Source organism: Pseudomonas brassicacearum subsp. neoaurantiaca (genome assembly GCF_013608025.1).
In the GTDB taxonomy this organism is placed as follows: domain Bacteria; phylum Pseudomonadota; class Gammaproteobacteria; order Pseudomonadales; family Pseudomonadaceae; genus Aquipseudomonas.
Map to the genome: position 1 here is coordinate 79493 of NZ_VDLV01000037.1, position 14627 is coordinate 94119.

General features: G+C 62.6%; 14 protein-coding genes. 9 read left to right on the forward strand and 5 right to left on the reverse strand.

All coding sequences use genetic code 11. The annotated features are described in order from the left end of the window. Position 1: 1 nt before the first annotated feature. The 4 genes from phnX to FHK92_RS19820 form a co-directional block, all read right to left on the reverse strand. Positions 2-829 carry a phosphonoacetaldehyde hydrolase gene (gene phnX, locus FHK92_RS19805; protein WP_181289541.1) on the reverse strand — a complete coding sequence of 276 codons (828 nt, stop codon included), beginning with the start codon at positions 827-829 and terminating at the stop codon, positions 2-4. 19 nt (positions 830-848) lie between these two features. Continuing rightward, complete coding sequence (locus FHK92_RS19810; RefSeq protein WP_181289542.1) at positions 849-2564, reverse strand: putative 2-aminoethylphosphonate ABC transporter permease subunit; 1716 nt, start codon at positions 2562-2564, stop codon at positions 849-851. Position 2565: 1 nt separating this feature from the next. Further along, on the reverse strand, positions 2566-3618 hold the full coding sequence (locus FHK92_RS19815; RefSeq protein WP_258232696.1) for a putative 2-aminoethylphosphonate ABC transporter ATP-binding protein: 1053 nt from the start codon (positions 3616-3618) through the stop codon (positions 2566-2568). 119 nt (positions 3619-3737) lie between these two features. Beyond that, positions 3738-4601 carry a LysR substrate-binding domain-containing protein gene (locus FHK92_RS19820; protein WP_181289543.1) on the reverse strand — a complete coding sequence of 288 codons (864 nt, stop codon included), beginning with the start codon at positions 4599-4601 and terminating at the stop codon, positions 3738-3740. A 160-nt stretch (positions 4602-4761) separates the two neighbouring features. Between FHK92_RS19820 and FHK92_RS19825 the strand changes: the two genes are divergently transcribed. The 4 genes from FHK92_RS19825 to phnE are packed head-to-tail and all read left to right on the forward strand — an operon-like array spanning position 4762 to position 7992. After that, positions 4762-5613 carry a putative selenate ABC transporter substrate-binding protein gene (locus FHK92_RS19825; RefSeq protein WP_181289544.1) on the forward strand — a complete coding sequence of 284 codons (852 nt, stop codon included), beginning with the start codon at positions 4762-4764 and terminating at the stop codon, positions 5611-5613. Next, the gene (locus tag FHK92_RS19830) at positions 5610-6407 is read left to right on the forward strand and encodes a phosphonate ABC transporter ATP-binding protein (protein WP_181289545.1); all 798 of its coding nucleotides are present in this window, start codon (positions 5610-5612) and stop codon (positions 6405-6407) included. Before FHK92_RS19825 ends, FHK92_RS19830 begins: the two co-directional genes overlap by 4 nt. Beyond that, positions 6401-7228 (forward strand): PhnE/PtxC family ABC transporter permease, encoded by an 828-nt coding sequence (locus FHK92_RS19835; RefSeq protein WP_181289546.1) that lies wholly within the window; start codon positions 6401-6403, stop codon positions 7226-7228. The genes FHK92_RS19830 and FHK92_RS19835 overlap by 7 nt, the downstream gene beginning before the upstream one ends. Next, a complete protein-coding gene (gene phnE / locus FHK92_RS19840) occupies positions 7225-7992 on the forward strand; it encodes a phosphonate ABC transporter, permease protein PhnE (RefSeq protein ID WP_181289547.1) in 768 nt (255 codons plus the stop codon). The genes FHK92_RS19835 and phnE overlap by 4 nt, the downstream gene beginning before the upstream one ends. 16 nt (positions 7993-8008) lie before the next feature. On the opposite strand, the gene FHK92_RS19845 is transcribed toward phnE, so the two are convergent. Next, positions 8009-9250, reverse strand: coding sequence for an OprD family porin (locus FHK92_RS19845; protein ID WP_181289548.1), 1242 nt, complete (start codon positions 9248-9250; stop codon positions 8009-8011). Positions 9251-9616: 366 nt separating this feature from the next. Between FHK92_RS19845 and FHK92_RS19850 the strand changes: the two genes are divergently transcribed. The 5 genes from FHK92_RS19850 to FHK92_RS19870 all read left to right on the forward strand — a co-directional run bounded on the left by FHK92_RS19850 (position 9617) and on the right by FHK92_RS19870 (position 14492). Then, a complete protein-coding gene (locus FHK92_RS19850) occupies positions 9617-10555 on the forward strand; it encodes a LysR family transcriptional regulator (protein ID WP_181289549.1) in 939 nt (312 codons plus the stop codon). Between the two features lie 97 nt (positions 10556-10652). Then, on the forward strand, positions 10653-11456 hold the full coding sequence (locus FHK92_RS19855; RefSeq protein WP_181289550.1) for a putative hydro-lyase: 804 nt from the start codon (positions 10653-10655) through the stop codon (positions 11454-11456). A gap of 30 nt (positions 11457-11486) precedes the next feature. Next, on the forward strand, positions 11487-12020 hold the full coding sequence (locus tag FHK92_RS19860; protein WP_181289551.1) for a hypothetical protein: 534 nt from the start codon (positions 11487-11489) through the stop codon (positions 12018-12020). Between the two features lie 53 nt (positions 12021-12073). Beyond that, positions 12074-13000 (forward strand): LysR family transcriptional regulator, encoded by a 927-nt coding sequence (locus FHK92_RS19865; RefSeq protein ID WP_181289552.1) that lies wholly within the window; start codon positions 12074-12076, stop codon positions 12998-13000. A 112-nt stretch (positions 13001-13112) separates the two neighbouring features. After that, positions 13113-14492 (forward strand): UDP-glucose dehydrogenase family protein, encoded by a 1380-nt coding sequence (locus tag FHK92_RS19870; protein WP_181289553.1) that lies wholly within the window; start codon positions 13113-13115, stop codon positions 14490-14492. The last annotated feature ends 135 nt before the right edge of the window (positions 14493-14627 follow it).

Consider the following 14627-nt stretch of genomic DNA (forward strand, 5'->3'; position numbering starts at 1 on the left):
TTCAGGTGTGGGACGGCAACATGCCGCGAGCCAATCGGGCGTTGATGTCATCGATCACGGCGGGCAACTCGGCAATCGTGTCGATCAGGTAATGCGGGCGGCTCGCGGCGAACAGCCCGTCGATGCGCGTACGCTCGGCGGCTAACTGCCGGGCTGACAGGGCCTGGAACTGTGCCCAGTCAAGCCCAAGGAAATTGCCGGAAAAACGCAGCGCCACGGTCCACATCCCTGCCCTGCGGCCCTCAAGGATGCCGGGCTCGGTGTCATCGACCTTCACGCAGGCGGCCACATCGTCCAGGCCCAGGGCGATCACGTTGGCCAAGGCCTGCGCCGGACTCGGCCGGCCCTTGGGCACGTCGTCGGTGGCGACGACATGGTCGGGGCTGTAGCCCTTGGTCGCGGCCAATTCGACGACCTTGTCCATGACCTGCCGGGGATAACCGGAACAACTGCCGATCTTGAGGCCTCGTTGGCGCAGTGCGGCGATGCTTTCCAGCGCGCCGGGGATCAGCTCCGAGTGCTCGGCGACCTTGGCGATCTGCATCGGCATGAAGCGCTGGTAAATCGCAGTCACGTCGTCATCGCTCGGCACGCGCCCGAACCGGCGGACAAATCTTTCAGCCACCGCAGGCTGATTGCACAGCGTGCGGATGTGATCCCACTTGCCCATGCCCATCGGACCACGGGCCTCCTCCAGGCTGATCTCGATGTCAAAACTGGCGAAGGCTTCGACGAAGATCCGCGTCGGGGCGAAGGAACCGAAGTCCACCACGGTGCCCGCCCAATCAAGGATGGCGGCTTGCAGGCGGGTTGGCGTTTGGTAGTGCATCAGAATCTCCAACAAGGTTTCAAAGGCCCGGCGCCGGCTGACGCCAGGCCTGGGATCGACGCAGCAGGCGCCGCGAGAAAGTTGCAAGCAGCAGCGAGACGCTGGCCGAGGTAAGAAGGATCAAGGTCGACATCGCGGCGGCACCGCCCACATTGCCGGCGTCGTCCATGTTCAAGACCGCCACCGCAGCCAGCACGCTGTCAGGGCTGTACAGGAAAATCGCCGCCGAGACCGTGGTCATCGCCGAGACGAACAGATAGCGAATGATGTCGAGCAGCGCGGGCAGGCACATGGGCAGCGTGACCCGCAGGAAGTGCCGCGCCAACGGCACCTTGAGCGCCAGCGCGGCAGCCTCGAATTCGTCGTCGAGCTGGCGCAGGGCCGTGCTGGCCGTCATGTGCGCGGTCGTCAGGAAATGAGCGACGGTGCAGACCACCAACAGCGCCAGGCTGCCATACAGATTGCCGAGCGGATTGCCCGGCAGATTGAAAAAGAACACATAGCCGAGACCCAGGACCAGGCCGGGAACCGCCATGGGCACGAAACTGAGCAGCCGCAGGATTCGGGTCAGCGCACTCTGCCGGGTTTTCTCGATCAGGTAAGCGCCGGTGAAGATCAGCAGGCTGCCGAACACGGCGCTGCATGCGGCCAGCAACAGGCTATTGCGATAGGCCAGCCAGCCGCCGGGCAGATCGGAAAAACCATAGTTGTCCAGCGACAGGGACAGGTCGTAGGGCCAGAACTGCACCAGCGATGCGTAAACCGCCATGCCGAACACCCCGAGCAACACGCAGCAGACCATTGCTGTCACGCTCAGGAAAACCGCATCCCGCCCCGCTGATGGTCGAGGGTGATAGACCTGGGCGCGGCCGCCCATGGCGTCGCGTTGATTGCGGCGCAGCCACACATCCACCGCAAAGCTGAGCAAGGCCGGCACCAGCAGGACCAGGCCGATCAACGCCCCGCGGCCGAATTGCTGTTGCCCAACGACGGCCTTGTAGGCCTCCAGCGCCAGCACTTGATAGTCGCCGCCCACCGTGACCGGCACGCCGAAATCGGTGATGCACAAAGTGAATACCAGGCAGAACGCAGCGAATACACCCTGCCGGCTACCGGGCCAGGTAATGCTGCGAAATGCCCGCCACGGCGACGCACCCATGCTCGACGCCGCATCGAACAGCCGGGCGTCCGCCAGTGCCAGTGCCGACATCAACACCATCAATGCATGAGGAAAGGTGTAGATCGCCTGCCCGAGGACGATGCCCCAGAAGCCGTAGATGTTGTCCGTCATGAAACCACGCAGCAGCCCCTGATTGCCGAACAGGTAGATCAGCGCAATCCCCGGCAGCATCGACGGTGCCAGCAGCGGCAGCAGCGAAATGCCCCGCCATAGCGGCTTTGCCGCGATGCAGGTGCGTTGCAAGGCATAGGCGAATACGTAGGCCAGCGGCACCACGATCATCGCCACGGTCAGTGAAGCCGTCAGGCTGTTGCCCAGCAGCCAGCGGAAGTTCGCACTGGCGAACAATGTCAGTGCGGCGTGCAGGCCTCCACCCTGGCTCGCATCGCCGCTAAAGGCACGCCACAACATGGCGAGCAGCGGCAGCAGGACCGCCACCAACAGCAATATGAGTAGCAACCACTGACCGCCGCGGATGAACAGGCGATCGGCGAAATCACCGGCCATTTGGCGTGGCTGGAATACGGCTGGCTTGATGGTCATCGTGACGGCCATATCAAGCGAACACCTGCAGGCAATGGGGCGGCAGCGCGACTTTCAATTGGGCGCTGGTAAACGGCGGCATGGCGTGCGGCTCCAGTTCAGCCAACAAACCATGGCCTGGCAGCGCATCCAGTTCGAAGCTCAGCCGGCAGCGATTGCCGAGAAAGGTCAGTTCCCGCAGTTGCGCGTCGAACAGGTTGTGTTCGGGCGTCGACGGATTGATCCGGACGGCTTCCGGACGGCAGAACAGGCGACCGCGCTGTCGAACATCATTGCCGCCCAGGGTGAGGTTCAGTTCACCAACCCGTACTTGGCCATCCTGCCCGCGCTCGAACGGCAGCCAGTTGCCCTGGCCGATGAAATCGGCGACGAAGGCCGTCGCCGGTGCGCGGTAGATCTGGTGCGCGCTGGCAAACTGTTCGACGCGACCCTGATTGATCACCGCGATGCGATCGGCCATCAACATCGCCTCGTCCTGGTTGTGAGTGACCATCAACGTGGTGATGCCCAGGCGTTTTTGCAGCCCGCGCAGCTCAGTGCACAAATGCTCACGCACCCGCGCATCGAGGGCCGACATCGGTTCGTCGAGCAGCAACAGCGAGGGCGCCGGGGCCAACGCACGGGCCAGCGCCACCCGCTGCTGCTGGCCGCCGGAAAGTTGGCCGGGGTATTTTTTCTCGCTGCCACACAGCCCGACGAGATCAAGCATCTCATTGACCCGGCCACGAATGGTCTCGCGGCTATTACCCGCCAACCCGTAACCGACGTTCTGCTCCACCGTCAGGTTGGGAAACAGCGCGTAGGATTGGAACAGGATGCCGTAGTCCCGCGCTTGCGGCGCCAGGCTGGAGACGTCCCGCGCGCCGATCATGAGGGTGCCGCGATCCTGCCGTTCCAGGCCGGCGATGCAGCGCAGTAGGGTGGTCTTGCCGCAGCCGGACGGGCCGAGCAAGCACACCAGCTCACCGGCGGCAATGTCCAGCGACACCCCATCCAGGGCCTTGAAGGCACCGAAGCTTTTATGGATGTCGCGTATCTGCATGTCTACGGAGCGTGTTCTTGTCATGACGTTACCTCGATGAGCGGTCAGCTCGACGAGGGTCATGGTAGGCAGGCAGTACGAAGGCTTGATTGCAATTGGCTAAAACCTGCCGATAGTGCCATCGGCAAATTTGCGTAGCCGACTCAGGACTTGGCCGTTTCCCGTGCCAGGCCCAAAAACGCCGAAGGCAGCCGAGCCTGGCGGCGCTCCTTCAAGCAATAGAGGTACTCGGCAATCAATGGCGCGCCCTCCAGCTCCACCACTTTGAGCTGCGGGTTCTCCGGCACCTCATGACGGGCGATGATGCTGATACCGATGTTGCGCAGGACCGCTTCGCGAATCGACTCGCGGCTGCCAATTTCCAACAGCGGCCCCGTCGCAACGCCAGCCTCTCGCAGCAGCGTTGTAGTGAGCGTGCGAGTGGTCGAGCCATTTTCACGCATCAGCAGGCAGTGGCCGGCCAATGCGCCGGGCGCCACACGGTCATGGCTCGCCAACGGGTGGCTGCGATGCACCGCCACGACGAGAGGGTCGTGGCCCAATACCAATCGGGTCAGGCGAGGATCCTCAACCAGTTGCGAGGACGCGGCAAGGTCCACGCGGTACTCCTCCAGCGCCTCGATGACCTGCAGCGAATTGCCGATTTCCAAGGTCACTTCGCACAGGGGAAACTGCTCGCGAAAGCCCTTGATGATATCGAGCACGTAGTACGGAGCCGTGGCGCCGATGCGCAGCGTGCCTTGCACCTGGCCGCTGTTGCGCAGGAAAAACTCGATGTCGGCTTCCTGCTGCAACAGCTTCTGCACCATCGGCAGCAACTGCGCGCCTTCGTCGCTGAGGGTCAGGCGCCGGCCGCCGCGAAAGAACAGTTCGACGCCGTACTGGGCTTCCAGGTTGCGAATCTGCGTGGTCACCGTCGGCTGGCTCAGCCCGAGCTTCTTGGCCGCCTGGGTGACGCTGGCCAGGCGGGCGACCATATGGAAAGACTTCAGCTCGGCGCTGAGCATGTCGTGGATGCTCCAGAAAGAGGATGAGGGCAAGCGACTATAAAGATTTACCTGAACACCGGAAACGATCAAAATCGCCGCCATTCGTCTACCCTCACAACGCGCCCGGCAAGAATGCCAGGCGCTTGAACATTCATGCTTCCATGCACCGGAGATTTTCATGCTCAAGCGTACCCTGGCATTGGCCGTCGGTTTTACCCTGGCCGTAAGCGCTGTCCTGGCGCAGGCCGCCGACACCTTGAAAGTCAGCGCGATTCCCGACGAGGCGCCAACCGAACTGTTGCGCAAGTTCAAGCCGCTGGGGGCTTACCTGGAACAGAAGACCGGCATGAAAGTCGAGTTCGTCCCGGTGAGCGACTACCCGGCCGTGGTCGAAGCCCTTGCAACCGACCGGATCGACATGGCCTGGCTGGGCGGTTTCACCTTCGTCCAGGCCCGCCTGAAGACCGGCAACGCCATTCCCTTGGTCCAGCGTGAGCAGGACGCCCAGTTCACCAGCAAATTCATCACTGCCGACCCCGCTGTGAAATCCCTGGCCGACCTCAAGGGCAAGAGCTTCGCCTTCGGCTCGATTTCATCCACCTCGGGCAGCCTGATGCCGCGTTACTTCATGCTCAAGGACGGCATCAAGCCGGAAACCTACTTCAGCCGCGTCGGCTACTCGGGCGCCCATGACGCGACTGCGGCATGGGTCCAGGCGGGCAAGGTCGATGCCGGCGTACTCAACGCCAGCGTCTGGGAAAAACTGGTAGCCGCCGGCAAGGTCGATACCAACAAGGTCAAGGTTTTCGCCACCACCCCGGCGTATTTCGACTACAACTGGACCGTGCGCGGGACCCTCGACCCGGAGCTCGCGGCCAAGCTCAAGGCGGCGTTCCTGGCGCTCGACCCGGCGAATCCGAAAGACAAGGAAATTCTCGATCTGCAAGCTGCCAGCCGCTTCATCGAAACCAAGCCTGAGAACTACAAGGGCATCGAAGAAGCCGCTCGCGCCGCCGACCTGCTGAAATGACACTGCGTTTGACCCAGGCCAGCGTCATCCACGCCAACGGCGCCCAGGCGCTGCGCGGCGTGGACTTGCACATCGAGGCGGGCGAACAGGTCGCGATCATCGGCCCGTCCGGCGCGGGCAAATCCAGCCTGCTCAATGTGCTGGCGACCGCCCTGCGACCGGGTAACGGTGAAGTCCAGGTCTTGGGCGAGCGTGCCTGGCACCTGTCTGCCCGCCAGCGCCAACGCCTGCGCGCGCGGATTGGCCTGATTCATCAAGCGCCTCCGCTGCCGCCGCGCCAACGGGTGATCACCGCGGTACTGGCCGGCAAGCTGGGTCAATGGGGAATGGGCAAGAGCCTGCTCAACCTGCTGCATCCGCTGGACATTCCGGGGGCGCGGGCAGCGCTGGCGCGCTTGGACCTGGGCGACAAGCTGTTCGCCCAATGCCAGCAACTGTCCGGTGGGCAACTGCAACGCGTCGGCATCGCCCGGGTGCTATACCAGGCACCCGAAGTGTTGCTGGCGGATGAGCCAGTTTCCGCGATGGACCCGGTCCTGGCCGAACACACACTTTCGGTGCTCTGCCAGCATGCCCGGGAACACGCGGTGACCCTGGTTACCAGCTTGCACGCCGTGGAACTGGCGCTGGCGCACTTCTCGCGGATCATCGGCCTGCGTGACGGCCAGATCCTCTTCGACTTACCCACCGAAGCCGTCGACCGCAAGCAACTTGACGCGCTTTATGCCAACGAGCAATTGGCGTCCATGTCGAACCCACCGCCGCTTTCGAGCGTGCAGATTCCGCGATGCTGAAGCACGACGTTCGGGACCCTGCTGCCCGCCCTCGCCTGCTCCTCGGCCTTTTGGCCGTCGCCCTGCTGTGGCCGGGCATTCATTTCAGCGAGTTGGACCTGCGCGTATTGCTGGCCAGCGACAGCCAGAGCGAAATGGGTCGGTTCGTCGCGGCATTCTGGCCACCGGCCCATGAAGAAGCGTTCATCGAACTGCTGCTGCAGGCCACGTTGCAGACCATTGCGATTGCCACGGCCGGCATGGCCCTGGCGCTGCTGTTGGCGGTTCCCGCGAGCCTGCTCGCCAGTCGTGCGTTGTCGTTGTCGGCCGCCTACCGCGCCGGCAGGCCAGGCCTTTGGGGCCAATGGTTGCGTTGGCCGGTCCGTGGCCTGCTCATTTTCCTGCGTAGCGTGCCGGAGATCGTCTGGGCGTTGCTCTTCGTCCGGGCCGTCGGTCTTGGCCCTACCGCCGGGGTATTGGCCATCGCCATTACCTACAGCGGCATGCTGGGCAAGGTCTACGCGGAAATCTTCGAGTCGGTCGACCAACGTCCGGCACACGCATTGATGCAAGCCGGCAGCGGTCGGCTCGCGGCGTTCTGCTGCGGGATCCTGCCCAATGTCGTGGCCGAACTGCTGTCGTACACCGTGTACCGCTGGGAATGTGCCATCCGCGCCTCGGTGGTGATGGGCTTCGTCGGTGCCGGCGGCCTCGGCCAGCAGATGGACCTGTCGTTGCGCATGTTCGCGGGCGGTGAAGTCGCCAGCCTGTTGCTGACCTTCCTGGTGCTGGTGCTGCTCGCCGACCAGCTCAGCCGCCTGTTGCGCTGGAGGCTGGCATGAATCGCCTGCTCAACGTGCTGTTGCTGCTGGGCCTCGGCGCGGCGGTCGTTGCCTCGTTTGTCTATCTAGGCATCGACCTGGCCGCGCTCGGCGACCACTCGAACCTCAAGCAAATGAGCGCGTATGCGCAGCGTTTTCTCAGCCCTGACCTGAGCCCGGCCTACCTGAAGGCAATCGCCCACGGGATGATGGAAACCGTCGCCATGTCTGCCCTCGGCACCCTGCTTGCAGCGATAGTGGGCCTGGCATTGGCGCTGCCGGCCGCAGGGCGACTTGGCTGGCCGTTGCGAAGCGCGTCTCGCCTGGTCTTGAACGCCTTGCGCGCGGTTCCGGAACTGGTCTGGGCGGCGTTGATGGTGTTTGCCGCCGGGCTCGGCCCCAACGCCGGGACGCTGGCGTTGGCCCTGCACACCGTCGGCGTGCTCGGCCGGCTGTTTGCCGAAGCGCTGGAAAACACCCCGCCACAACCCGCCGACGCCATTCGCCTGCAGGGCGGCAGCGCACTGTGGGCGTTTTGCTACGGCACCCTGCCCAACCTGATGCCGCAGCTGTTGGCCTACACCTTGTACCGCTGGGAAAACAATATCCGCATGGCCAGCGTGCTGGGGTTCGTCGGTGCCGGCGGACTGGGCCAGATGCTCTACGTCAGCCTCAGCCTGTTCCAGGAGGCCCAGGGCAGCACGGTGATCCTGGCGATGTTGCTGCTGGTCTTCACCGTCGACACGTTGAGCAGTTGGAGCCGGCAGCGCTGGGTCAAGGCCTGACGGTCCAGGCGGGCCGTCACCACAGCGCCATCGTATAGCTGACGATCAGCCGGTTCTCGTCCAGGTCATTGCCGAAGTTCGAGCGCACCGTCGCATTGCGCCACTTGAACCCCAGCCCCTTCATGGTGCCGTCCTGGATCACGTAGGCGATGTCGGTGTTGCGCTCCCATTCCTGGCCTTCCCCTGGCGCGCTGCGCTGCACGTTGTCGCCGCTGATGTAGCGGGTCATGAAGGTCAGGCCCGGTACACCGATAGCGGCGAAGTTGTAGTCGTAGCGAGCTTGCCACGAGCGTTCGTCGATATTGGCGAAGTCGCCGATCTGCACGAAGTTGACCAGGTACGGATCGCTGCGCGAGATGTAGGGGAACGGATCGTCGCCGCTCATGCGCTGATAACCCAAGCCGAGCGCGTGGCCGCCGAGGCTGTAGGTGAACAGCGCGCCGAACGCCTGGTTGTCGATCTTGCGGAAACTGCCGTCCTCGGTGCTGCGCGAATAACGCACGTCGCTCTTCAATGACTGGCCGGCGCCCAGGTCCAGGGTATGGATGAAACCCAAGTAGTTTTGCTGATAGATATCCTCCAGCTTGCCGTAACGGTACTGCGCCGTGAGATTGGGCAGGAACTGGTAGTCCGCGCCGGCGAACTGGAACTTGTCACTGGTGCCGCCAATGCGGTTGGCGGTCATGTCCTGGTAGTCGGTGGAATCGACAAGATTGATCTGGTTGAGCTGCCCGCCGGTGAGTTTCAAGCGGTCGATTTCCTGAACGTTCAACAGCCCGCCCTTGAAGGTGCTCGGCAACAGGCGCGTATCGTTGGAATTCACCACCGGGTCCTTGATCTGCAGGGTCCCGACTTTCAGCGTGCTGTTGGACATGCGCATTTTGGCGGTCAGGCCGACTTCACCGTAGCGGTCCTGGGAGCCGCCGGACAAATCCGCTGGCAACAGGTTCGTGCCAGCCGTTCCACCGCCAGAGTCCAGTTTGAAACCGGCCATCGCCAGGGCGTCCAGACCGAACCCCACGGTACCGGCGGTGTAACCCGACTCCATGCGCAGCAGGAAGCCTTGGGCCCACTCCTCCGCCTTGTCCCGGGCGCCTTCTTGCCTGAAGTCGCGGTTGAAATAGAAGTTTCGGGCTTCCAGGCTGGCCTTGCTGTCGGCGAGGAAATCGGCGTGGGCGATCGGCGCGCCGATCAGGCCCAGGCCGAGCAAGGGACAAATCGGCGAACGGCTCCAGCGGGTGTCGATGAAACGAGGCATGGCGTGCTCCTTTTTATGGGCGCGAACGATCCCTTCGGGGACGGCGTACGCGCCTCGCTTATTGTTGGGGCAGTGCTTGTACCGTGGTGAGGGAGCTTGCTCCCGCTGGGCCGGTCCGACGCCTCGGGCGCAGCGGACCCATTCTGTGAGCGCTACGCGCTCAAGCGGGAGCGAGCTCCCTCGCCACGGGGGGCCGAGTTGTTCAAGCGAACGAAATCAGCGTCGGGGCGGATTCTTTGCATTGGCGCGGGCGAGGGTCAAACGGGAAAAAAGCACTCTCGGACATAAGAAAATTTGATGCGCGTCTGGGCCCGACCTGGAGTAACAATTGCAACCATAAGAACGACAAACGCCAAGAGAACCACCATGAACCTCAAGTTTCTCGAAACCTTCGTCTGGGTTGCCCGGCTGCAAAGCTTCAGCCTGACCGCCGAAAAGATGTTCAGCACCCAGGCAGCGATTTCCAGTCGGATCGCGTCGCTGGAGGACGAGTTGGGCCTGCGCCTGTTCGTGCGTGATTCCCGCGGAGTGTCGTTGACGCCGGAAGGCACGAAAGTGCTCGAATACGCCGAGCAGATGCTCGAAGTCCAGCGTGCGCTCAAACAATCGTTGGACAAGAGCACCCCGCAACAAGGCCTGGTGCGCATCGGCGTGATGGATACGGTGATCCACACTTGGCTCAGTCCGTTGATGTCCATGCTGATGCAGGCGTTTCCCGCCGTGGAGATCGAAATCACCGCCGACGCGGCGCGCAACCTTTGCGAGCAGTTGCAGAAGGGATACCTGGACATCGCTTTCCAGACTGACCTGGTCCGCCACGAAAGCGTGCGCAATCTCGAATTGGGGCATTACCCGATGCACTGGATCGCCGCCAGCCAATCGATCTACGCTCGGCCTTATGCCTCGCTGGCCGAAATGGCGAACGAACGCATCATCACTTTCGTCAAGCAATCACGGCCGCACCAGGATGTGCTGAACCTGCTGTACGCCCACGGCGTGAGCACGCCGAGGGTCAGTTGCGTCAACTCGGTGTCGGCCATGACCCGACTGATACGCGACGGTTTCGGTATTGGCGCATTGCCGGCGGCGCTAGTGGCCAAGCCGCTGGCCCGTGGCGAGTTGATACAGCTGGAGCCAGGCGTGGCCCTGCCCCAACTCGATGTCGTCGCGTCCTGGCGTGCGGGCGTCGGGCTGGAACTGATCGAAAGCATCGTACACATGAGCCGCCAGGTGGTTTGCCAATACACCACGGACGTCGGACCCCAGCGCATGGTGGCCGCGGCCGGCCTGTCGGCGGTCGAATAACTTTTACTTGTCAGGGGGTAGCAATTTTCCTTGTTGGACGCCGTCGCCCGGGTTTTCTACAAAGGCATCTCTAATAAAAACCATGGAGATCCCCGCGATGAGTCCGTCAGCCCTGTCCTTCGAACAACTGCAGCCATGTTCACCGCAAGCGTTGCGCCAGAACATCGCGGCCGGTCGATACAACGGCCACACCAGCGGCCTGGGCCAGGGGCATGTGCAAGCCAACATCGTGATCTTGCCCGGTGACTGGGCCGATGAATTCCTGCGCTACTGCACCCTCAATCGCCAGTCCTGCCCGGTGCTGGACGTGACCGAACCCGGCGACCCGTTCCTGCGCAACCTTGGCGCCCCCATCGATATCCGCCATGAGGTGCCGCGCTATCGCGTCTACCGCCACGGCGAGTTGAGCGAAGAGCCACTGGACATTGAACATCTGTGGCAGGACAACATGGTCGCTTTCGCCCTCGGCTGTTCCTTTTCTTTCGAACAACCGCTGCTTGAGGCCGGCATACGCTTGCGGCACATTGACCTGGGCCGTAACGTCGCCATGTTCCGCACCAACATCGACACACGCCCTACCGCGCGCCTGTCTGGCAAAATGGTCGTGACCATGCGGCCGATGAAAGCGGCTGCGGCGATCCAGGCGATCCAGATCACCGGACGCATGCCCAACGTCCATGGGGCGCCGGTGCACATCGGCGACCCTTCGTTGATCGGCATTCACGCCCTCGACCGGCCGGACTACGGTGACGCGGTGCCGGTCGAAGCGGATGAAATACCGGTCTTCTGGGCTTGCGGCGTAACGCCCCAATCGGTGGTCCAGGCTTCTCGTCCGCCGCTGTGTATCACTCACGCCCCCGGATGCATGCTGGTGACGGATCTCCTGAACAGCGCCTTATAAGGCCTTTTTTTCTAACGGATTGGAACACTGATGACCACTGCGCAACGATCGATCGAGCACTACATCCACGCCAAGGAAGGCAACCGTCCGCACCTGCTGGAACAGGCCTTCACGGCCGGGGCGATCCTGGACATGGTGGTTCGCACCGGCTCCATTTCATTCCCGGATCACGTCGAAGGCCGTGGCGCGATCGGTGACGTCCTGGTCAGCCGTTTCAACCAGACGTTCGAGAACGTCTACACGTTCTGCCTGGACGCGCCGCCTGCCAGCAACACCGAGACGTTCCAGTGCAAATGGCTGGTCGCCATGTCGGACAAGCACAGTGGCGAGGTCCGCGTCGGCTGCGGTCGGTATGATTGGCGCTTCAGTCCCTCGTCCTCGCTGGCCGAGAGACTGGTCATCACCATCGAGCACATGAAAACCTTGCCGGCAGCCGAGTTGCCAGCGGTGATGAACTGGGCTTCAAACCTGGAATACCCGTGGTGCGCCCCGAATGCCGCCGTGGGCACGGCGCCGGATTCAAGAGCGCTTGAAGACGTGGTCCAATACCTCTCAGCGGGCTGATCTGCCTTCGGGAAGCCCAACGCCTTGTCCTTCAGTTTCGAGGAGCCGCCGAAGTGAACATCAAGTTTCTGGAAACGTTTGTCTGGGTCGCACGCCTGAAGAGTTTCCGGCTGACGGCGGAAAAACTCTTCACCACCCAGGCGTCGATTTCCAGCCGGATCGCGGCCCTGGAGGACGAAATGGGCGTACGCCTGTTTCTGCGCGACTCCAAAGGCGTATCGCTGACCGCCGAAGGCCAGCGCGTGCTGGAATATGCCGAGCGGATCATGGACACCATGCAGAGCATGAAAGCGGTGATCAAGGATCCGCGCCAGGTGCGTGGCCGGATTCGGATCGGTGCTATGGACACCGTCATCCACACGTGGCTGAGCCCGTTGGTGACACGGCTGATGGAACGCTACCCGGCGCTGGAAATCGAGCTCACCGCCGACACCGCGAGCAACCTGTGCTCGCAACTGGAAAAGGGTTACCAGGACATCATTTTCCAGACCGACATCCTGCGCCTCGACAGCGTGCGCAACACCTTGCTGACCCGTTACCCGATGCATTGGGTGGCGCGAACCGGTTCTGTCTACGACCGCCACTACGCCTCGCTGGAGGACCTGTCGCAAGAACGTATCGTGACCTTCTCGCGCAATTCCCGGCCGCATCAGGATTTGCTCAACATGCTGCATTCGGCCAACCTCGTCTCACCGCGTATCAACTGCGTGAACTCGGCGTCAGCCATTACCCGCCTGGTTCGCGATGGCTTTGGCATCGGCGCCATGCCCGCGGCGCTGGTGGTGGGCGAACTGAACCAGGGCTCGCTGATTCTGGTGGACGGCGTGCCGCTACCCTCGGTCATGGACATCGTCGCCAGTTGGCGGACCGGCGCGGGCATGGAGCGCGTCGAAGACATTGTCAGCCTGACCCGGGAAGTGGTCGACGAATACGTCGCACAACTCCCGGCGGAGTACCGCTTGGCGCCGAGCCAGGCCTGAGGGCTTCTCGGGCTGTCAGTGAACTGAAACATCCCCGACTTATTCTGAGGCGAGCGCACTGCAGCGAACTGCTGGCTGTGCCCACCGCTCAGGATGATCCAGGGAGTCCGCCATGAAAATCAGTGTGTTCGGCAGTGGTTACGTTGGATTGGTGCAAGCCGCGGTAATGGCTGAGGTCGGCCATGACGTGGTTTGCATGGACATCGACGAACACAAGGTCGCCAACCTGCGCCAGGGCCTGGTGAGTATTTTCGAACCAGGCCTGGCAGCGTTGGTGCGCGAGGGACTGGACGCCGGGCGCCTGCACTTTACCAGCGATGAGCAACTCGCCGTGCAGCATGGCCAGGTGCTGTTCATCGCGGTCGGCACGCCATCGAGGGACGACGGTTCGGCAGACCTGCGCCAGGTGCTGGCCGTTGGCGAGGCGGTGGCGCGCTACCGCGAGCAACCGCTGATCGTCGTGGAAAAGTCCACCGTGCCGGTGGGCACCGGCGATATCCTGCGGGCGCATATCGAAAAGTGCCTGCTCAAGGCTGGGCGCCTGTTGCAGTTCGATATCGTCTCCAATCCCGAATTTCTCAAGGAAGGCTCGGCGGTCGCCGATTGTCGTCGCCCTGATCGCATCGTCATCGGCTGCGAGCGTGATGAAGTACGCGAGACCATGCGCGACCTGTACGCCCCGTTCAACCGCAACCACGACCGGGTCCTGTTCATGGACCTGCGCAGCGCGGAACTGACCAAATACGCCGCCAACGGCATGCTCGCCACCAAGATCAGCTTCATCAATCAGATCGCCGAACTGGCGGAGCACCTCGGGGCAGACATCGAGTCCGTGCGCCTGGGTATCGGCGCCGACTCACGGATCGGCTACCACTTCATTTATCCGGGGTGCGGTTACGGAGGCTCGTGCTTTCCCAAGGACATGCGCGCCTTGATCTACACGGCCGAACAAGCCCATTGCTCCAGCGACCTGCTGCAAGCGGTGGAGACAATCAACCTGCGACAAAAACACAAGCTGTTCGAACGCATCAAGGCGTTCTATAAAGGCGACCTGCGGGGCAAGACCTTCGCGTTGTGGGGCCTGGCCTTCAAGCCCAACACCGACGACATGCGCGACGCGCCGAGCCGCACGCTCCTGGAATCGCTGTGGGCCGCCGGGGCGAGTGTTCGCGCGTTCGACCCCGAGGCGATGCAGCAAACCCAGTTGCTCTACCCCGACGAGCCGAAACTGATGCTTATGGGCACCCCGGAATCGGTCTTGCCGGGGGCCGACGCCCTGATCATTTGCACCGAATGGCAGCCTTTCAAGGCCCCGGACTTCCAGTTGATCCAACAACGGCTCAAGGCCCCGGTGATTTTCGACGGTCGCAACCTGTACGACCCGGAGCGCATGGCGGACAAGGGCTTCATCTACTTCCCGATGGGGCGCGGGCAATCCTGCAATTTGCCCATCGCCCAGCAGGCTTGGCTTGAGGTTTCCAAAAGCGCTTGATTTATTACCTCAAAATTAATGCACTCAACCAGCATTAATATGAATTTGTAAGCCAGGGGGGCGGACGGCACACTGTGCACCGTTCCTCCCCCAACTGTTGGAACACTTAAAGGGCTTTCTGGGATCTCCCCGTAA

What these genes read in the sequence shown, in the direction of transcription:
- FHK92_RS19855 (WP_181289550.1), top strand. Translation starts at nt 10,653, where the DNA reads ATGAGTCCGTCAGCCCTGTCCTTCGAACAACTGCAGCCATGTTCACCG.
- FHK92_RS19860 (WP_181289551.1), top strand. Translation starts at nt 11,487, where the DNA reads ATGACCACTGCGCAACGATCGATCGAGCACTACATCCACGCCAAGGAA.
- FHK92_RS19870 (WP_181289553.1), top strand. Translation starts at nt 13,113, where the DNA reads ATGAAAATCAGTGTGTTCGGCAGTGGTTACGTTGGATTGGTGCAAGCC.
- FHK92_RS19825 (WP_181289544.1), top strand. Translation starts at nt 4,762, where the DNA reads ATGCTCAAGCGTACCCTGGCATTGGCCGTCGGTTTTACCCTGGCCGTA.
- FHK92_RS19845 (WP_181289548.1), bottom strand. Translation starts at nt 9,250, where the DNA reads ATGCCTCGTTTCATCGACACCCGCTGGAGCCGTTCGCCGATTTGTCCC.
- phnE (WP_181289547.1), top strand. Translation starts at nt 7,225, where the DNA reads ATGAATCGCCTGCTCAACGTGCTGTTGCTGCTGGGCCTCGGCGCGGCG.
- FHK92_RS19850 (WP_181289549.1), top strand. Translation starts at nt 9,617, where the DNA reads ATGAACCTCAAGTTTCTCGAAACCTTCGTCTGGGTTGCCCGGCTGCAA.
- FHK92_RS19815 (WP_258232696.1), bottom strand. Translation starts at nt 3,618, where the DNA reads ATGACAAGAACACGCTCCGTAGACATGCAGATACGCGACATCCATAAA.
- phnX (WP_181289541.1), bottom strand. Translation starts at nt 829, where the DNA reads ATGCACTACCAAACGCCAACCCGCCTGCAAGCCGCCATCCTTGATTGG.
- FHK92_RS19830 (WP_181289545.1), top strand. Translation starts at nt 5,610, where the DNA reads ATGACACTGCGTTTGACCCAGGCCAGCGTCATCCACGCCAACGGCGCC.
- FHK92_RS19835 (WP_181289546.1), top strand. Translation starts at nt 6,401, where the DNA reads ATGCTGAAGCACGACGTTCGGGACCCTGCTGCCCGCCCTCGCCTGCTC.
- FHK92_RS19820 (WP_181289543.1), bottom strand. Translation starts at nt 4,601, where the DNA reads ATGCTCAGCGCCGAGCTGAAGTCTTTCCATATGGTCGCCCGCCTGGCC.
- FHK92_RS19810 (WP_181289542.1), bottom strand. Translation starts at nt 2,564, where the DNA reads ATGGCCGTCACGATGACCATCAAGCCAGCCGTATTCCAGCCACGCCAA.